14 protein-coding genes are annotated in these 20,643 nt (G+C 38.1%); all 14 read left to right on the top strand.

Features of this window, described 5'->3' with window-relative positions:
* Positions 1 to 206: 206 nt before the first annotated feature.
* A complete protein-coding gene (locus Q7657_RS19325; RefSeq protein ID WP_107165434.1) occupies positions 207 to 1,337 on the top strand; it encodes a polysaccharide export protein in 1,131 nt (376 codons plus the stop codon).
* A gap of 55 nt (positions 1,338 to 1,392) precedes the next feature.
* Positions 1,393 to 3,567 carry a polysaccharide biosynthesis tyrosine autokinase gene (locus Q7657_RS19320; protein WP_107165433.1) on the top strand — a complete coding sequence of 725 codons (2,175 nt, stop codon included), beginning with the start codon at positions 1,393 to 1,395 and terminating at the stop codon, positions 3,565 to 3,567.
* 258 nt (positions 3,568 to 3,825) lie between these two features.
* Positions 3,826 to 4,953 carry a non-hydrolyzing UDP-N-acetylglucosamine 2-epimerase gene (wecB, locus tag Q7657_RS19315; protein ID WP_107165432.1) on the top strand — a complete coding sequence of 376 codons (1,128 nt, stop codon included), beginning with the start codon at positions 3,826 to 3,828 and terminating at the stop codon, positions 4,951 to 4,953.
* 16 nt (positions 4,954 to 4,969) lie between these two features.
* Positions 4,970 to 6,262 carry a UDP-N-acetyl-D-mannosamine dehydrogenase gene (wecC, locus tag Q7657_RS19310; RefSeq protein WP_107165431.1) on the top strand — a complete coding sequence of 431 codons (1,293 nt, stop codon included), beginning with the start codon at positions 4,970 to 4,972 and terminating at the stop codon, positions 6,260 to 6,262.
* A 1,095-nt stretch (positions 6,263 to 7,357) separates the two neighbouring features.
* Positions 7,358 to 8,398, top strand: coding sequence for a glycosyltransferase family protein (locus tag Q7657_RS19305; protein ID WP_107165429.1), 1,041 nt, complete (start codon positions 7,358 to 7,360; stop codon positions 8,396 to 8,398).
* 13 nt (positions 8,399 to 8,411) lie between these two features.
* Complete coding sequence (locus Q7657_RS19300) at positions 8,412 to 9,632, top strand: O-antigen ligase family protein (RefSeq protein WP_107165428.1); 1,221 nt, start codon at positions 8,412 to 8,414, stop codon at positions 9,630 to 9,632.
* A gap of 9 nt (positions 9,633 to 9,641) precedes the next feature.
* A complete protein-coding gene (locus tag Q7657_RS19295) occupies positions 9,642 to 11,009 on the top strand; it encodes a phenylacetate--CoA ligase family protein (protein ID WP_107165427.1) in 1,368 nt (455 codons plus the stop codon).
* Positions 11,010 to 11,011: 2 nt separating this feature from the next.
* Positions 11,012 to 13,153, top strand: coding sequence for a bi-domain-containing oxidoreductase (locus tag Q7657_RS19290; protein ID WP_107165426.1), 2,142 nt, complete (start codon positions 11,012 to 11,014; stop codon positions 13,151 to 13,153).
* 14 nt (positions 13,154 to 13,167) lie between these two features.
* Positions 13,168 to 14,982 (top strand): heparinase II/III family protein, encoded by a 1,815-nt coding sequence (locus Q7657_RS19285; protein WP_107165425.1) that lies wholly within the window; start codon positions 13,168 to 13,170, stop codon positions 14,980 to 14,982.
* Positions 14,979 to 16,253, top strand: coding sequence for a glycosyltransferase family 4 protein (locus Q7657_RS19280; RefSeq protein ID WP_107165424.1), 1,275 nt, complete (start codon positions 14,979 to 14,981; stop codon positions 16,251 to 16,253). Before Q7657_RS19285 ends, Q7657_RS19280 begins: the two co-directional genes overlap by 4 nt.
* Positions 16,237 to 16,833, top strand: a complete 597-nt coding sequence (locus tag Q7657_RS19275; protein WP_107165423.1) for a sugar transferase — start codon at positions 16,237 to 16,239, stop codon at positions 16,831 to 16,833. Before Q7657_RS19280 ends, Q7657_RS19275 begins: the two co-directional genes overlap by 17 nt.
* Positions 16,826 to 17,443, top strand: coding sequence for an acetyltransferase (locus Q7657_RS19270; protein ID WP_107165422.1), 618 nt, complete (start codon positions 16,826 to 16,828; stop codon positions 17,441 to 17,443). The genes Q7657_RS19275 and Q7657_RS19270 overlap by 8 nt, the downstream gene beginning before the upstream one ends.
* Positions 17,444 to 17,459: 16 nt before the next feature.
* Complete coding sequence (locus Q7657_RS19265) at positions 17,460 to 18,635, top strand: DegT/DnrJ/EryC1/StrS family aminotransferase (RefSeq protein ID WP_107165421.1); 1,176 nt, start codon at positions 17,460 to 17,462, stop codon at positions 18,633 to 18,635.
* 36 nt (positions 18,636 to 18,671) lie between these two features.
* A complete protein-coding gene (locus Q7657_RS19260; RefSeq protein WP_107165420.1) occupies positions 18,672 to 20,603 on the top strand; it encodes a polysaccharide biosynthesis protein in 1,932 nt (643 codons plus the stop codon).
* Positions 20,604 to 20,643: the final 40 nt, after the last annotated feature.

Here is a 20,643-nt window from a genome sequence, read left to right as displayed (position 1 = left end):
GTTTTGTAAAACAGGTTTACTAAGGTGCGTTATTTTGCATTATGATGCGGCAAAAATTTCTATTTAAATGAAACTGATTTAATAGTGTTGTTTAAACGTATATAGCGAATGGGGGGCTGTAACCTTAGGGCGGTAGCTTACCTTTTTGTCACCTTATCTAGATATTTCTCATTTACTATTGCCTATAATCTAGCTGTGAGCTAAGCATGACTTTATCAAGAAAAATCATATCTACAGTATCTATAACATTACTACTTTCTGGTTGTAGTGTTCCCGGTTCTAATATCAATATAGATAATAAACAAGTAATAACTGCAGGGGCTGAAGATTCTTCGCTAGATAATATTAATGTTTATCCATTAACAGCGATGACTGTTGCGAAATATAAAAGCACACCAGTTTCAGCCCAAGTCAATACCATACTGGATAGTGAGTTGAAAAATTACGAATACCATATTGGTGTTGGCGATATCTTAAATGTCACTATTTGGGATCATCCTGAATTAACCATTCCTGCTGGTTCGTATCGTAGTGCGAGTGAAGCGGGTAACTGGGTGCATGCAGACGGCACTATTTTCTATCCTTACATCGGTAAAGTGAAGGTTGCAGGGAAAACAGTTACTGAAGTGAGAAAAGAGATTGCTCGTCGGTTAGCTGCTTATATTGAAGCACCGCAAGTTGATGTCAATGTTGCTTCTTTTCGCTCGAAAAAAACCTATATAACCGGTGAAGTAAAAAAACCTGGTCCTCAAGCAATTACTAATATTCCCTTAACACTTCTTGATGCAATTAACAAATCAGGCGGCTTAGCAGAAGATTCTGATTGGCGTAATGTGACGTTAACACGCAATGGTAAAGATCAGAATATATCGTTATATGCGCTAATGCAGCGCGGCGATTTAACTCAAAATCGTTTATTACAAGATGGCGACATTGTGCATGTCCCTCGTAATGATGCACAAAAAGTGTTTGTGATGGGCGAAGTAAATAAGCCACAACTACTTAAAATTGACCGTGCTGGCATGAGCTTAACTGAAGCACTCAGTAATGTGGGCGGCATCAATGAATTAGAAGCTGATGCAACAGGCGTATTTGTTATTCGCTCTAAGGATTCTCAAAAACCAAACGATCCTATAGCTGATATTTACCAATTAAATATTAAAGATGCGACAGCATTGGTGATTGGAACTGAGTTTGAATTACAGCCTTATGATGTTGTTTACGTAACAGCCGCACCTATTAGTCGTTGGAACCGTGTAATCAAACAGCTATTACCAACTATCACCGGATTTAATAGCTTAACTGAAGGTGTTAACCGTTTTGTCGATTTAAAATAGGCAAGATTTCATCACCCAATCTTGAATAAAATATGACTGACATGGAATATTGTTCATGAGTTTAACTCAAAATTTAGCAAATAAAGCAACACCAAATACCAGTGATGAAATCGACCTAGGTAAACTATTTGGCATTTTGGTTGATAGTCGTTGGAGCATTATTGTAACCACCTTGCTCTTCACTTTTATTGGTATTGCTTATGCGCTTCTAGCAACACCGGTATATAAAGCTGATGCATTGATTCAAGTTGAGCAAAAAAGTACAGGTATGCCTGCACTTGGTGGTGATATGGCAGAGCTATTTTCATCTGAATCAACAGCAACAACTGAAATTGAAATTATTAAATCGCGTATGGTACTGGGTGAGACGGTTGATAAATTAAATCTCACCGTTGTGGCTACACCGAATTATATGCCAGTAATAGGAAAGGGGCTGGCGCGATTAAGTGGAGAAAGTGCCTCTATTGCTATTTCACGTTTTATTTTACCTGAATATATGCAGCCTAATGGCTATGTGTTAACAGTTACAAATAGTGAAAAAGGTAAATATACGTTAGCTAATTCAGAAGGGCGTGAAATTTTACAAGGGCGAGTAGGTGAGCTAGTTGAACAAAATGGCATTAGCTTATTTGTAACCGATATTCATGCTAAAGATGAAGCGACATTTACCTTAAGTAAAATTAGCCGATTAGATGCTATTCAAAATTTACAACGTGATTTATCCATTAGTGAGCGAGGGAAACAAACGGGTATCCTTCAACTCTCAATGACAGGTGAAAATCGTAGTGAAATTAAAGATATTCTGAATGACATCAGTCAGAACTATTTCTTGCAAAATGTTGAACGAAACTCAGCAGAAGCAGAAAAAAGTTTAGTGTTTTTAAAGAAACACCTGCCAGAAATTAAAGCGCAATTAAATAATGCAGAAGAAAGGTTAAATCAATATCGACAATTAAACGAATCGGTTGATTTAAACTTAGAGGCAAAATCAGCCCTAGAGGTCATGGTAAATGTTGAAGCGCAATTAAACGAATTAACCTTTAAAGAAAGTGATATCTCACAGCGTTTCACCAAAGAGCACCCAGCATATATTGCGTTGCTTGATAAACGTAAAACATTATTAGCGGAAAAAGCACGTTTAAATAAGCGTGTTGAAAAGCTACCAAAAACACAACAAGAAATTCTGCGATTAACACGAAGTGTTGAAGTTAATCAGCAAATTTATGTTGAGTTATTAAATAAAGTGCAAGAGCTAAGCATTGTAAAAGCGAGCACCGTGGGTAATGTCCGTATTCTTGATAGTGCACAAACGTATTCTCAAGCAGTTAAACCTAAAAAAGCGTTAATTGTTGTTTTAGCAACGCTATTAGGCGGTATGTTATCGGTAGCTATATCTTTACTTCGCGCAGCGTTCCATAAAGGTGTTGAAACACCGGATCAAATTGAAGAATTAGGTCTGCCTGTATATGCCTCTATTCCGTTATCGGACTCTCAAACAGAACTGCTTAAAAAGCAAAAAGGTAAGAAAAATAATTTAACAGTAGAGCAAACCTTATTAAGTGTTTACAACCCTGCTGACTTATCTATTGAAGCGCTACGTAGTTTACGTACCAGTTTGCACTTTGCGATGATGGAAGCGAAAAATAACGTGTTAATGATTTCAGGCCCAAGCCCAGGCATTGGTAAATCTTTTGTATCTGCAAACTTGGCGTCTGTTATCGCCAAAGCTGGGCAGAGAGTGCTGGTTATCGATGCGGATATGCGTAAGGGGCGAATGGAAACACAACTATGTACAGACAGCAAACCAGGCTTATCAGATTACTTATGTGGCAAGCAAGAGTTTGGTAATGTTGTGCGTGAAACGGGTGTAGACGGATTAGATTTCATTCCTCGAGGCGACACACCACCGAATCCGTCAGAACTGTTAATGCATCCTCGTTTTAAAGCATTAGTTGAGTGGGCGCAGCAAAATTACGACATGGTAATTGTTGATACTCCACCTATTCTAGCCGTAACGGACGCTGCAATTGTTGGTGCGCATGTTGGTACAACATTACTCGTGGGTCGATTTGAGCAAAATACAGTCAAAGAAATTGATGTAGCTAAAAACCGTTTTGAACAAAATGGTATTGAAGTGAAAGGCTTTATTCTTAACGCCATTATTCGTAAGGCAAGCAGTACTTATGGTGGAAATTACGGTTACTATAATTACAGTTACGACAGCAAGTAATTATTAAGTGTTTTAATTAAAAAGAATACGGTCTTAGAGAAAAGAGAAAATTAAGCCCTTTTTTTTTAGGACCTATTCCCCTAATAGCACTAAAACATAGTATTTAAGTTGCATATCAAAGCATTAGCGGTTTCCACTAGTGTTTTTTTATGTCTCAAATTTCAAGAAAACCGTCTCAGGTGTCCAAAAAGTCTGACTTATTAAGTTGAAAAAATTCAGTATTAGTTAATTTAAATCTTATAAAAAATGGGATTAAACATGGAAAAAAAACGTGTGTTAACCGTTTTTGGTACCCGTCCAGAAGCTATTAAAATGGCACCTTTAGTTCATGCTTTAGGTAAAGATGAACGTTTTGAAGCAAAGGTATGTGTAACAGCTCAGCATCGTGAAATGTTAGATCAGGTATTAGATTTATTTGAAATCAAGCCCGACTATGATCTTAATCTTATGAAGGCTGGCCAGACATTAAATGATGTCACAGCTCGTATTTTACTTGAATTAAAACCTGTTCTTCAGGAGTTCAAACCGGATGTTGTGTTGGTTCATGGCGACACCGCAACCACATTTTCAGCAAGTCTAGCTGCATATTATGAGCAGATTGCGGTGGGTCACGTAGAAGCAGGGCTTAGAACAGGCAATATTTATTCGCCTTGGCCAGAAGAAGCAAACCGTAAGTTAACAGGTGCTTTAACGCAATATCATTTTGCTCCAACTGAAACATCAAAACAGAATCTTCTCAAAGAAAATTATGCACCAGAAAATATTTATGTAACAGGTAATACGGTTATTGATGCGTTATTAATGGTGAAAGAAAAAATTGAATCTGACTTAGATCTTAAAGCAACGCTTGAGCATTTATTTCCATTTTTAGATGAAAATAAAAAAATGATCTTGGTAACGGGTCATCGACGTGAAAGTTTTGGCGGTGGTTTCGAACGTATTTGTCAGGCGTTAGCGAAGACAGCAAAAGATAATCCTGATGTTCAAATTGTTTATCCAATGCATTTAAACCCGAATGTTCGTGAACCCGTTAATCGTATTTTAAGTGATATCAAAAATATTTTCTTAATTGAACCTCAGCAATATTTACCCTTTATTTATTTGATGGATCGTTCGGATATTATTTTGACTGATTCGGGTGGTATTCAAGAAGAAGCCCCTTCACTAGGTAAACCTGTTTTAGTAATGCGAGATACAACGGAGCGACCGGAAGCAGTCGAAGCAGGGACGGTTAAATTAGTAGGTACCAATACCAATATTATATGTGCTGAATTAAATACATTACTTAATGACAGTGAAGCGTATCAAACCATGAGTTTTGCTCATAACCCTTATGGTGACGGTAATGCATGTTCACATATTTTAAATAATTTAATAAATAAATAATAAGAAAGGATACAACATGTCGTTTGAAACGATTTCAGTTATTGGACTAGGTTATATAGGACTTCCAACTGCTGCGATGTTTGCATCACGTAAGAAAAAAGTGATTGGAATTGATGTTAACCAGCACGCAGTGGATACTATCAATCAAGGCCGAATCCACATTGTAGAACCTGATCTTGATATGATCGTAAGTGCTGCCGTTACCGAAGGTTATCTAAAAGCGGTAATATCCCCAGAGCCAGCGGATGCGTTTTTGATTGCCGTACCAACCCCGTTCTTACCTTGTGAAGAGGGCGAAGTACCAGCACCAGATCTGTCTTACATAGAAGCAGCAAGTAAAGCGATTGCTCCTGTGCTAAAAAAAGGCGACTTGGTGATTCTAGAATCCACTTCTCCTGTCGGAGCGACAGAGCAAATGGCGGCTTGGCTTGCTCAAGCTCGTTCGGATCTTACTTTCCCGCAAACACATGGTGATAACGCAGATGTTAATGTTGCGCACTGTCCAGAGCGCGTGCTGCCAGGGCATGTTGTTCGTGAGCTAGTAGAAAACGACCGCGTTATTGGCGGTATGTCGGCTCGTTGTTCAGAACGATCTGTTGAATTGTACAAAACCTTTGTTCTAGGTGAGTGTGTGGTGACCAATGCTCGCACGGCAGAAATGGCGAAGCTAACCGAAAACAGCTCTCGCGATGTACAAATTGCCTTTGCTAACGAGCTGTCCATCATCTGTGACAAGTTAGACATCAATGTATGGGAGTTGATTGCACTCGCAAACCGTCACCCGCGTGTCAACATCCTTCAACCGGGCCCAGGTGTAGGCGGCCACTGTATCGCTGTTGACCCTTGGTTTATCGTGTCTAAAACGCCAGAAGAGGCACAAATCATCCACACTGCACGTAAAGTGAATGATGGCAAACCAGAATGGGTGATTAATAAAGTTAAATTGGCAATTGCAGACTTCCTACAAGCGAACCCTGATAAAACAGCAAGAGAAGTGACAGTCGCTTGTTACGGTCTGGCATTTAAACCAGATATTGATGACTTGCGTGAGAGCCCTGCAATGGCTATTACACAACAGATCGCAGAAATGCATGCTGGCCGCGTGATTGCAGTGGAACCAAATATTAAATCTATTCCTGAAAAACTTAAGCATGTTGAACTTGTAGACTTTGATATTGCAGTTAAAGAAGTTGATGTACATGTTTTACTGGTTGACCATAAAGAATTTAAAGATACCGATAGGCCGATAAAAGGTAAGTTTGTTGATACTAAAGGAATATTCACTGAGGTTGAAAATTGTTTTTCTTAAGAATTTTTCAACAGATGTTACTATTCTCTTCAATGTACTTTACGTTGTATTTTTGGGGAGAAGATGCATATGTGTCTTTTAATAGAATTCTTTTCTATTTATTAATTTCTACCTGTGTTTTACAGCCAGTTCTCGATGCGATATGGAAAGAGAAAGTCACACCCGAAACATCATTATTAATTATAATGATTATAGGTGTTGGTATTGGTTTAATTTTTCTATCATTCCAACATTATGTAGAGTCTTTTATAGTATTATATATAACATTCAAAAACATTGAGAGGGTCTTATATATTTCTTGCTGTATTGAAAGTTCAATAAAAATAGCTCAAATAAAATTGACTTTACTTTACTTGATTGAGTTTTTAAGCATCTTATCTGTTGTAATGTTTTTTGATAGATTAAGTCTTGCAGATAGATTGAGTGCCAGTGTATTGGCATATTTTTCTTTGTTTTATTTGTATAATGTAGGGATGCTCAGGCGTGAAAGGTTCGTTTTTAATCTGTATGATTTTTTAACAAAATACAAAGAGTCTATAGGGATGCTATTTTACTTTTTATTATCGTCCTTAGTTCTTAACATGGATAGGCTATTTATTGATGATATAAAACCATTGTCTCGCTCTGTTTCGTATTTGTTTTATCTTTCTGTATTCTTCGCTATTTTTGGTCTTTTTGGCTATAATTTTGATAAAATACGCAAGTCGATCCGTAACCAATGTAAAATAAATTACATACATATAATAATTCCTTCGTTAATAGCCTTTATCGGCACATTATCTTTTATTTCTTTATTTAATTATACATTCCCTTCTGTATTAGTTGTATTGAAGGTACCATTCTTTAATTTTTATGACGTTTTATCAATATTTTTTCTTGTGTTCTCTGTCTACATGTTAATGGTTGTCTGTACGGTATATATACAAGGTGGGCTAATGAAAGTTCCACTAGTTACTTTCTCTTTCATTGGTTTTTGTAAGCTTAGCTTATTAAAAACTGTCGGCATTGTTAGCTCTAATTATATGGTTTCATTATTTTCTATAATTGTATTTTTTATTTTATTGTACAAAATTAGTGGGTTCAAAAGGAGTACGTGTGCGAGTTAATATTATTGGGAAGCTTCCTCCTCCTAAAGGAGGGGTCACGGTTCATAATGAAAGACTATTTATGTGGTTAAGAAAGAGAAATATTGATGCCAAATTTACGTCGATTAATAATGTAGATCACAAAGATGATAATGTTGTTTACGTCAATAATATGATTAAATGGATGATAAATCACTTAATCAAAGGGTTTGATTCAGATATAGTCCATTATCAAGGTGCTAATTACTTTGGTTTGATATATTTGGTTTTAGTTAATTCTATTTTTAAAAATAAATTCAAACTTGTATTTACAATACACGGTGAAGGTTACATAAATAGATTAAAGGAAAAGAAACTATTAGGATTTATTATTAGGCTTTGTTTTAAAAAGATAGATCGAATTTTTGTTGGTGGTGAACACTTAGTACATCAAGTAAAATTATTTAAAGGGGATACTACTAATGTGGTATGTGTTGATGCTTTTCTACCTCCTCTTAAAGAAGGAGAGAAAGGTATTCCAAAAAATTTAGATAAGCTCTTTGAAAGTAACATTCCAGTAATATGTGTCAATGCTTATAATGTACATTTGATATCTCATAAAAGCGATCTTTATGGCCTTCATATTATCTCAAAATTGGCAAAAAGGCTAACTGAAGAAAATATTGATTGTAAGTTTATAGTTATGATAGCTGATATAAATAATAGAGATTATTTAAATGGTTTGTTTTCAAATTTAGATAATGTCGTTTTGCTATCAGATAATACTATAAATGGATGGGAAATTATTTCAAAAAGTGACTTGCTAATTAGACCTACATCAACCGATGCAAATGCGATATCTATGAAAGAAGCTATGATGTATGGGGTAGATGTTATTGCTAGTGATGTTGTTCCTAGATATAAAGGTGTTCAAACTTTTTGCTACCCAAATGTTGAAGATTTGTTTGATAAAGTTTGTTATTCATTAAACTATGGGTTTGATAAGGTTGAAGTTGAAAATAATATCGACGATTATATTTTTCACTATGATTGTATTTATAAAATGAAATAGTTTGGATAATATAATGCGTTTTATTTCTTTACTGGCGATATTGATACCGATTCCTTTGTTTTTTGATTTGGTGACTTTTAATTTTGTGTACTCCGAGTATCCATTTGGACATGAAACTAAGTTTCCGATACCGATTGGATTGTTTGCTTTTTGTTTATTAATGGTCTTGTTTTACCTGTTGTCTATTTTAAAAAGTAGCAGTTATCAGCATGTATTATCTGGTAATGTAAGATATTTTATTTTTGTCGGAGTTATTTTTCTCTTTTTAAATGGTATATTTATCTCAGAGTTAAGCTTTGTTAGGTTATTACAACTAGTTTTACCAATACTGTTTTTTTTGCTACTATCCTTATTTAAGGATGAATATAAAAACAGGACTTTTTTCTTTATCGGGATATTTTCTTTTTCTATATTTACAACGTTACATTTGCTAAGTTTGCTTTTGTTTTCAGAAGAATTATTTGAAGTTAGTTCATTAGAGTTTCCAATGTTTTTTGGAACTTCCATTTATCAATCGCTAGTTTCATACCCAGCAGTGTTATCTCTTTATTTTACATTGTTTATATTTTTGTATTTTAGTGGTGTAGTCAAAGGACTTAGTAGACTATTTACTGTCTTTTCATTGTTTGTTGTTTGTTTTTTAATGCTTTTGTCTGCAAGAAAATCAGTATTTATAGAAATGGGGTGGGTTATATTTGTTTTTTTGTTTATATCTCCGTGGTTCTTGAAAAGTAAAAAGAAAATAGATAATTGGGTGATTAATTTTTTCCAAATTTTGTTTTTTTTAATGATAGCTAGTGCTTTGGTTCGGCTAACACCTAGCTTAGAAAGAATATCGGACTCTTTTGTGAGTAACACGTTTACGGGAGGACGATTTGAGATATATTCTAAAGCAATAGATATTATATCAAGTGATTTAACTGGATTTCTGTTTGGTTTTGGAGGTGGGGCATATAGTTTCCATAATTTTTTCCTTGATCTGGTTTTTCGTTTAGGTTTAATTTCTACAGTTGTCTACTTACTTGTCTTAACTAGTGTTGGTTACTTTATTTATTACAAAGTAGTGTACCGTGGAATAACAATTCGGTTGTTTTCTTTTGTGTGTATTGTTGGTCAGTTATTTATACAATTATTAGTAAACAGTCCTCTAACACAGCCTTACTATGTGATTAATTATTGTTTTGTATTACTTTGTGTAATCTATATTTCAAATTCTTCTAAATTTTCTAATTGAGTAACCAGTATGATTAAATTCTTATATGATAATTCACCAATTTTTTTTCAAAATATCATGTGTTCGGTTTATGGATATTTGGAGAAAAAAAACAGGTTTGGTCGGGGGTTTCAGAGTAATCTAATTAGTCTTTGTGAGAGTGAATATTTTTCAAAAGAGAAGATTGTTGATAATCAACGTATTAAATTGTCGAATAGCCTAAGAATAGCAAAAAAATTAAATATTTATCGCTGTTTAAATGACGTTAGTTTTGAAAACATTGAAAATGACCCTTTCTCGGTGCTACAAAAAATAAATGTTATGACAAAAAGTGAATTAATAAACGTAGTAAGTGATTATAAAGGAAAAGGTAAGGTTGTTAAAACGAGTGGTACAACTGGTAAGTGTCTTTCTGTCATTCGAGATGGTAACTTAACTAGTTACCAATGGGCGGTTTGGTTTAGGCATAGAGCTAGGTTTGGGGTTAAATTAAACGACGTTAGTGTAAATTTTACAGGAAAACCACTTCTTCCTCCTAATCGAAAATCAAGAAAGGTTTGGCGCTATAATGCAGCACAAAATCAGTACTTGATTTGTATGCAAAGTATTAATGATGACAATATTCATGGCTTAGTGAAATTTCTAAATACTATAAATCCCAAGTTTTACAGTGGTTATCCAAGTATTATATTTCAGCTCGCAGATACAGCACGTAGGTTTGGTTTGAAAATAGAAGAGTCTAGCGTTCCTGAAGTGGTATTTTTTGGAGCAGAAAATGTTTTAGATTATCAACGTCATGAAATATCTTCGTGGCTTGGTCCTAAACCTGTGCTTACCGATCAGTATGGGTTAACCGAAGCTAATTGTAATTTTTCTCGATGTGAGCAGGGTATGTATCATGAAGATTTTGAATTTTCATATATTGAGCTTATTGACTTTGAAAAAAATGAAGATGGTTCAAAAACTGGACGGTTGATAGGTACTACCTTAGAAAATAGTACTTTCCCTCTTTTGCGTTACGATACTGGAGATATAGCGACATTCGCTCCAGATGGATTTAAATGTAGCTGTGGACGGGAATCACGAGTAATTTTTCATGTGGATGGTCGAAAGGACGACTACATCATAACGTCTGACGGAAGAAAAATTATGCGTTTGGATTATCTCTTTAAAAATACGCATGAAGTAACTGAAGCGCAAGTGATACAAGAGCAGCTTGGAAGTTTGATTATTAAATGTGTACCTTCTCGTTTATTTGAAAAGTCTATATTTGAGAAAAAAATCATTTCTTCATTTCAAGAGTATATAGATAAGAATATGAAGATTGATTTTGAATACGTGGCTTCGATAGAGAGAAGCTCTACAGGAAAGTTTAAAGCAGTTGTTAATAGGTTGTAATAATGAAACAAATACTACAAGATATGGCTAAAGGTGGCTCTAACTTAGTTGAAGCACCTGCCCCAAAAGCTTCAACTGGTAACCTACTAATTGATACTAGCATTTCTTTAATTTCTGCTGGTACAGAACGCATGCTGGTCGATTTTGGTAAAGCAAGTCTGCTGGATAAAGCGCGCCAGCAGCCTGACAAAGTAAAAATGGTATTGGAAAAAGTCCAAACAGATGGCTTGATGACTACTCTAGAGGCGGTTCAATCTAAATTGGCGCAACCATTACCCCTCGGTTACTGTAATGTTGGTGTTGTTAATTCTGTAGGTAAGGGTGTTAGCGGTTTTAAAGAGGGTGATCGTGTTGTTTCTAACGGTCCCCATGCCGATGTCGTCCGCGTGCCTAAAAATTTGTGCGCTTTGATTCCAGACAATGTATCTGATGAAGAAGCATCATTCACTGTTGTGGCTAGTATTGGTTTACAAGGTATCCGTTTAGCAGAACCTACACTGGGTGAAGCATTTGTCGTGACTGGTGTTGGTTTAATCGGCTTACTGACTGTTCAATTACTGCGTGCTCAAGGCTGTCGTGTACTAGCCATTGATTATGACGAGGCGAAACTGGAATTGGCTAAGCAGTTTGGTGCCCAAGTTTGTAACCCAGGTAAAGGTGAAGATCCTGTCGCTGCGGGTATGGCTTTTTGTCGCGGCAAGGGTGTTGATGGTGTAATTATCACGGCGTCAACGAAATCTAATGATCCAGTAACACAAGCGGCACGAATGAGCCGTAAACGTGGGCGTATTATTCTTGTAGGTGTTACTGGGTTAGAGCTTAATCGCGCAGACTTTTATGAGAAAGAACTGACATTCCAAGTTTCTTGTTCTTATGGCCCTGGTCGCTACGATGCAGACTACGAGGACAATGGTAATGACTATCCATATGCTTTTGTTCGTTGGACTGAACAGCGTAACTTTGAAGCCATCTTAGATATGATGTCTTCAGGCCAAGTGGACGTTAAGCCTCTTATTACTCACCGATTCAAATTTGAAGACGCAGCTCAAGCATACGAGCTCCTGACGTCTGACAAGTCTGCTCTTGGAATTTTGCTTCAATACCAGAGTGACTCCAGTACTCGCCATGAGAAATCCGTTACGCTTAACAATGAAGCAACGTTCGAGGCATCTAAGCCTGTCGTTGGTTTTGTCGGTGCTGGTAACTATGCGTCTCGAATGCTGATCCCTGCGTTTAAGGCTGGTGGTGCTCAATTACATACTATTGCTACTTCTGGTGGTATTAACGGCGTAACTCATGGTGAAAAAGCAGGTTTTGCTAAAACGACCACAGATACAAGCGCCATGATTTCTGACTCAGAAATTAACACAGTTGCAATCGTTACGCGCCATAACAGCCATGCTCATTTTGTTTCTGAAGCGCTCAATGCAGGTAAAAATGTATTTGTAGAAAAGCCTTTAGCCGTCACGCTAGAAGAGCTTGCGGAAGTGGAAGCGACCTATTACTCGAAAGCCTCTATTGCTTCAGCGCCAAAGTTAATGGTTGGCTTTAACCGCCGTTTTTCGCCTCAAGTGCAAAAAATGAAAGAGCTACTGTCGTCAGTGAAAGAACCTAAAAGCTTTATGATGACGATGAATGCTGGCGCGATCCCAGCAGATCACTGGACGCAAGATAATGAAGTTGGCGGCGGTCGAATCATTGGTGAGGCATGCCATTTCATCGATCTGATGCGTTTCTTAGCGGATTCAGAAATTGTTTCTGTACAGTGCCGTCGCATGGGTGATGTTGATGGTGTTGATGTTACCGAGGATAAAGCGGCTATTATTCTCGGCTTTGCTGATGGCTCATTCGGTACTATTCATTACCTAGCCAACGGCGCAGCGAACTTCCCTAAAGAGCGTGTAGAAGTCTTTGCCGCAGGGCGTGTTCTTCAACTTGATAATTTCCGTAAGTTAAAGGCATTCGGCTGGCCAGGTTTCAGCAAAATGAATTTATGGAAGCAAGACAAAGGACAAACCGATTGTGCGGCGGCTTTCCTTAATGCGATTGAAACTGGTAAAGAGTCTCCAATTCCGGCGCGAGAATTGTTCGAAGTGGCAAGAGTTACGATTGAAATCGCAGAGCAGCTACGTAAACAGCGATAAGTTGTAAAAATAAGATGAGTTTTAAATTAAAAGCGCAAACAGCCATCGACTTAGGGCTTTTAAACTTAGCTCGAGTCGCAAGTTATCAACTTGGTGTTCGAAGCGGACTCAACCCAGTTAAGCGCCTTTCTCAAGCCCCGATTTCGGGGCTTTTGTTCCGTCCTGCTACTTGCTCAAGGCAATTGAAATGCATTAAGCCATATAAGGTAGCTCCATTTGGTTGGTTGCCACAATTGTCTGTAAAAGAACTTAAATGGGATAACAGTGTACTAACCAAACATCGCTTTTCAGATATGAGTAAGCCTTGGTTCAAACTATCTGATTTTGATTCAAATGTTGGTGATATTAAAGGTATTTGGGAGGCGTCAAGATTTGATTGGGCTTTGGGATTAGCACGAGAGCATCTTTCTGGTCGTGAGTCAGCTTTAGATCAACTCAACGCTACTGCAAAAAGTTGGCTGGAGCAGAATGCTCCTTATCTTGGCCCTAATTGGAAGTGCGGGCAAGAAGCGTCAATACGCGTTATGCACTTAGCGTTCTCCGCTAAACTGCTTAGTCAAGTTCGTAAAACTGAACCTACACTTTTGGCGCTAATAAAAGCACACCTTCAAAGAATAGCACCGACGATCTCCTACGCGGTTGCGCAAGATAATAACCATGGCACATCTGAGGCTGCTGCTTTGTTTATTGGTGGCAGTTGGTTAGTTGCTAATGGCGATAAAAGCGGGAATCGTTGGCAAAAGTTGGGGAGAAAATGGTTAGAAAACCGAGCCAAGCATCTTATTGCTAGAGATGGAACCTTTAGTCAGTATTCGGTGAACTATCACAGGGTAATGCTAGACACTTACTCAATGGCCGAGCTTTGGCGTCGAGAACTAGATCTTGCCCCATTTTCAAAAGAGCTGACAAAAAGGGTAAGTCTGGCAACGCAGTGGCTTTATCAGTTAATCGACACATCAACAGGTGATGCGCCGAACTTAGGTCATAACGATGGTGCTCGCTTATTGCAGTTAACGGATACCGACTATCGAGATTTTCGTCCATCTGTTCAGCTTGCTTCTGTCGTGTTCCTTCAAGCATGCGCATGGCAGGAAGATGGGGATTATGATGAAGCCCTTGCATTGTTGCAGTTACGAAAACCGCAAAAAAACTTACAAACTCCAGCATCGTTTCATTTTGATCAAGGTGGCTATATTGGCCTAAGAAATCAATCGGGAGCATTTGCTTTATTTAACTATCCCAAGTTTCGATTTAGGCCCGCTCAAAATGATGCGCTCCATGTGGATTTATGGCGTGATGGGGTCAATCTGTTACGCGATGGTGGCACGTTCAGCTACAACGCAGGCCAAGGCTATATCGATTACTACGGTGGTACACAAAGTCATAATACCATCCAATTTGATGGACACGAGCAAATGCCAAGAATTAGCCGTTTTTTGCTGGGCAGTTGGCTAAAAGCAAAGAACGTCAATTTTGACGAAAACCAACTAACTGGACAAGCGGGTTACCGGGATTATTTGGGAGGCGAACATCATAGAGAAGTCTCCCTTACGGAAACGTCTTTGAAGGTAACAGACAAAGTACAAGGCGTTAAAAATAAAGCTGTTCTTCGTTGGCGGCTAAACCCTGATAATTGGCAAGTTCAGGAACAAAAAGTGACCAATGGAAATCACAGTATCTTGATCAATAGTGATGTAAAGATTGATCGCCTAGAGATCGTAGAAGGCAGAGAATCTCGTTATTACTACCAAGAAAGCTCTATCCCTGTTCTTGAGGTGGAGATTTCGTCAGATGGCAAAATTACAACAGAGTATCAATTTCATTCATGAATATTCTTTATTTTCATCAACACTTTTCTACACCGAAAGGTTCAACAGGGATCCGTTCCTATGGAATGGCTAAGCGCTTAATTCATCATGGACATCATGTGACTATGGTCTGTGGCACCTACGGTGGTGGAGAGACGGGTTTAGATTCGACCTTTGTTTCTGGCAAGCGTGAAGGTATCGTCGATGGCATTCGAATCATAGAGTTTGATTTGGCTTACTCAAACTCAGATGGTTTTATTAAACGCAGTATGACGTTTATTAAGTTTGCCTTAAAAAGTATTGGCCTTGCCTTTACTGAAAAATACGATGTGTTGTTTGCAACCACAACACCCCTGACAGCTGGTATCCCGGGTATCTTTGCTCGTTGGTTACGCGGCAAGCCATTTGTTTTTGAAGTGAGAGATTTATGGCCAGAACTGCCCAAAGAAATGGGGGTAATTAAAAACCCAGTTATTCTTAGCTTGATGTCGTTTTTAGAGTGGGCATCTTACCGAAGTGCGCATCGTTGTATTGGCTTATCTCCGGGCATTGTTGAAGGCATTAAAAAGCGCGGTGTGGACGAAAGTAAAATAGCCATGGTGCCAAATGGTTGTGATTTGTCTATCTTTAGTCAACCAAGTGAGCCTTGGCGCCCGGAAGGCGTGAAAGAAACAGATCTGATGGCGATTTTCACTGGAACCCATGGAATGGCAAATGGCCTAGATGCGGTTTTAAATACGGCAGTGGAGCTACAGAAACGTGGTCGAAAGGACATTAAGCTAGCCTTAGTCGGGCAAGGTAAATTAAAACCTGAACTGGAGAGAAGGGCGAAAGAGCTCAAATTGAGCAATGTTGTGTTTCACCCTCCGGTAAATAAGCAAAAGTTATCTGGTTTGATGGCAAGTGCAGACGTTGGCATGCAAGTACTGGCGAATATACCTGCCTTTTATTACGGCACATCGCCTAATAAGTTCTTCGATTATATTTCTGCGGGTCTACCAGTTATTAACAATTACCCAGGTTGGTTAGCAGGAATGATTGAGCAAACGCAATGTGGATTCGCGGTTCAGCCAGACGACCCGATTGCTTTCGCTGATGCGTTAGAAAAAGCTGCCAATCAAAAAGAAGCCCTTACCTTGATGGGTTCCAATGCACGCCAACTTGCAGAGAGTCAGTTTGACCGCGCGCTATTGGCTGATAAATGGGTTGATTGGGTGATTGGCGTTAATGCAGAAGAGGGTAATGCGACAGATCGCCATGCATCAGAGGTGAAAAATGAAAAGACTGTTTGATTTTCTCGCGTCTCTTATCGCGCTCATTCTGTTATCTCCTATCATGGCATTAGTCGCTTGGAATATTCGTAAAAATCTTGGTTCTCCGGTACTGTTCCGTCAAACGCGTCCGGGCTTAAACGGAAAGCCTTTTGAAATGGTGAAGTTTCGGACAATGAAGGATGCGGTGGATCAACAAGGCAATCCATTACCTGATTCTGAGCGCATGACTCATTTTGGCGATAAGTTAAGAAACAGCAGCTTAGATGAACTTCCAGAGCTATGGAATGTGTTAAAAGGGGAAATGAGCTTAGTTGGGCCTCGTCCGTTACTCATGCAATACCTACCGCTATATAGCAAAGAACAATCAAGACGGCATGATGTTCGTCCTGGTATAACGGGCTGGGCCCAAATCAATGGCCGAAACGCGATCAGTTGGGAAGAAAAGTTTGCCTTAGATGTTTGGTACGTAGATAACAAAACATTATGGCTAGATATTAAGATTCTTGTCATGACGGTAAAAAAGGTCTTCGTAAAGGAAGGCATATCTGCAGACGGCCACGTCACTATCGAGCCTTTTAAAGGAAGTGAAAATGGCTAGGCTTGCTATATTAGGAGCCAGTGGTCATGGCAAGGTTTTAGCTGATATAGCCTCAATAACAAATTGGGATATCGTTGATTTTTTTGATGACCGTTGGCCACAGTTAACTAAAATTGAACATTGGTCTGTTGTAGGGAATACAGAAACTCTTTTTGAATGTTTGGATAGTTATGATGGGGTAATTGTTGGCATTGGAAATAACAACATTAGACTTCAAAAGCAGCAACAACTTGAGCAGCGCAATGCAAAATTAGTTTCATTAATTCACCCAAGTGCAGTGATCAGTAATTCAGCAACGCTAGAGTTAGGCTCTGTAGTAATGGCGAATGCGGTAATTAATCCATTTTGTAAAATAGGTAAAGCTTGCATTATTAATACCGCATCTACTGTTGATCACGATTGTTATCTTGCTGATGGTGTTCATATTAGTCCCGGTGCAAATTTAGCAGGTGGCATTAAAATAGGTTCTCGTTCATGGGTTGGTATTGGCGCCAATATCATTCAATTAATAGAAATCGGTGATGACGTTATTGTTGGTGCTGGTTCAACAGTTATTCATTCAATCTCTTCTTTTCAAAAGGTTGTTGGTTCACCTGCAAAACCAATTTAATTCATAGGGAAATATCATGTTAAATACTTCATTTTCCCCTTGGCCTTCTTTTACTGAACAAGAAGCCGAGGCAATTAGTCGTACCCTTTTATCGAATAAAGTAAATTATTGGACTGGTAATGAATGCCGTGAATTTGAAAAAGAGTTTGCGGCTTGGGTGGGGTGTGAATATGCGGTTGCATTAAGTAACGGCACGTTAGCATTAGATGTTGCATTAAAAGCAATGAATATTGGTGCGGGAGATGATGTTATTGTTACTTCTCGTACATTTTTAGCATCTGCTTCAAGTATTGTTACGGCTGGAGCAAATCCTGTTTTTGCCGATATAGATTTAAACAGCCAAAATATCACGGTAGAAACTATTCAAGCGGTAATAACCTCGAAAACGAAAGCTATTATTGTCGTTCACTTAGCTGGTATGCCTGCTGAAATGGACGATATTATGGAATATGCAAATCAGCATAATCTATATGTGATTGAAGACTGTGCACAAGCACATGGCGCAAAATATAAAGGGCGCTCTGTCGGCACAATTGGGCATGTTGGCGCATGGTCTTTCTGCCAAGATAAGATCATGACTACAGGCGGTGAAGGTGGCATGGTCACGACCAATGATAAAGCGTTGTGGAATGCGATGTGGTCTTATAAAGATCATGGTAAGAGTTATGATGCTATTTATTATCGTGAGCATGCGCCTGGTTTTCGTTGGCTACATGAAAGCTTTGGAACCAACTGGCGTATGCTTGAAATGCAAGCGGTCATTGGGCGAATTCAATTAACCAAAATGGCTGATTGGACGGCAAAACGTCAAGCGAATGGTAAAGCAATTGATGACGCTGTGGCTGATTTAAATGTTGTTCGTCGAGTGGAAGTGCCAAGTTATATAGAGCATGCTGAGTATAAACATTATTTGTTCGTTCAACCTGAAAATCTAAAAGCAGGTTGGAGTCGTGATAAAATCATTGATGCAATTAATGAGCAAGGTGTACCAGCCTTTCAAGGAAGTTGCTCAGAAGTTTATTTAGAAAAAGCATTTGATAATACGCCGTGGCGGCCAAAAGAAAGATTAAAGAATGCTGTAGAGCTAGGTGAAAATAGTTTAATGTTTTTGGTTCACCCAACATTGACTGAAATAGAAATAAATAAAATGAGTAATGTCATTAAAAGTGTTTTAATTTCTGCACAAAAGTAATACATCTCTTATAAAATAATAAATATAGGTATATATATGAAGGTAATGAACAAAATACTTTCATTATCTCGACCTAAAAAACGTATTATAAGTTGTTTATGCGATGCTATATTTATAGGTGTCGCATATTTTCTATCGTTTTTTGTCAGATTAGATAATGTAGATGCAATTTATTCAGTTGAAATATGGAAAGGATTAATTCCTTTAATATTTGTAACGATATTTGCATTTTCTCAGCTAGGTTTATATAGGGCAATATTAAGGTACTTAACCTTTCAAGCATTACTGGTTGTAAGTCTTGGTGCTCTAATATCAATGTTGTCTTTTTATGGTTTACGTTTTTATATTGATGATTTAGTGCCAAGAACGGTTCCTGTTATCTTTGCAACATTTTTAGCATTATTAGCCGGTGGTTCTCGTTTGATCATGAGAAACTATATCGCTAATCGAAATATTGCAAAATCTGAGCGTCAAAATACCATTATTTATGGTGCAGGAACGACAGGGCGACAATTGTGTTTTACTTTGCGTAACAGTAAAGAATACAAACCAATGGCGTTTGTTGATCGTGATGATACCTTACTAAATACTAATATTATGGGATTGCGTGTTTTTCATTCTGAAAATATTTCGTCTGCAATCAAAAAATATAATATATCAAAAGTGTTATTAGCGTTGCCGAGTGCGAGTCGCTCTGAGCGTAAAGAAGTACTTCAGCATTTAGAGCCATTATCGGTAGAGGTACAAACCGTTCCTGACGTTGAAGACATCTTATCTGGTAAAGCAAAGATTGATGAATTACGTGATGTGCCCATTGAGGATTTATTAGGACGTGATCCTGTCGAGCCTGATACTGAGTTACTCACTGCGAATATTTTAAATAAAGTGGTGATGGTAACAGGGGCGGGCGGTTCAATCGGCTCTGAGTTATGTCGTCAAATCATTAAGCAAAAGCCTATCAAGTTACTGTTATTTGAAGTATCTGAATATAGCTTATATTCCATTGAAAAAGAGCTAGTTGAGACAGTAAAGAAAGAAGGATTGAACGTTGAGGTTTATCCTTTATTGGGCAGTGTTCAGCGCGAAAATCGTTTGCAAGTGGTCATGGAGGCGTTTCAAGTTCAAACGTTATACCATGCAGCAGCCTATAAACATGTGCCAATGGTTGAATTCAATGTGATAGAAGGCGTGCGCAATAATGTATTTGGTACGCTTTATACGGCACAAGCGGCGATTGCTTCAGGAGTAGAAACGTTCGTTTTAATCTCTACAGATAAAGCGGTACGTCCTACCAACGTTATGGGAACAACAAAACGAATGGCTGAACTTGCTTTACAAGCGCTAGCTGAGCAACGTTCTTCAACACGTTTTTGTATGGTGCGATTTGGTAATGTATTGGGCTCTTCAGGCTCTGTTATTCCATTGTTTAAACGCCAAATAAAAGAAGGTGGGCCTGTTACTGTTACCGATAAAGATATTATCCGTTACTTTATGACTATTCCTGAAGCAGCACAGCTTGTTATTCAAGCGGGAGCCATGGGTAAAGGTGGTGATGTTTTTGTTCTTGATATGGGTGAGCCTGTAAAAATCGCTGAGCTTGCAGGTAAATTGATTAATTTATCTGGCTTAGAAGTAAAAGATGATAATAATCCGAATGGTGATATTGAGATCCAATATACGGGTCTTCGTCCTGGTGAAAAGTTGTATGAAGAGTTACTGATTGGAGATAACGTAGCTAAAACACGTCATCAACGTATCATGACAGCAGATGAAATCTATTTGCCATGGAGCAAATTAGAACCGTTGTTACAGCGATTAGATACAGCATGTCATGAATTCCAACATGATGTTGTAAGAGAGCTATTACTTGAAGCCCCAACGGGGTTTGTGCCTACAGATGGTATTTGCGACATTGTTTGGAATGTAACAGCCAGTAATGTCACAGTGCTGAATAAAGCAGTAAGTTAATTTACTTATAAAATAAAACAGCCCGATATTAGCTCTTGAT

The sequence above is a fragment of the Candidatus Photobacterium acropomis genome, from assembly GCF_030685555.1.
Classification (GTDB): domain Bacteria; phylum Pseudomonadota; class Gammaproteobacteria; order Enterobacterales; family Vibrionaceae; genus Photobacterium; species Photobacterium lucens.
The sequence above is the reverse complement of the archived record's forward strand: the minus strand, read 5'-3'. Positions and strand labels throughout refer to the sequence as shown.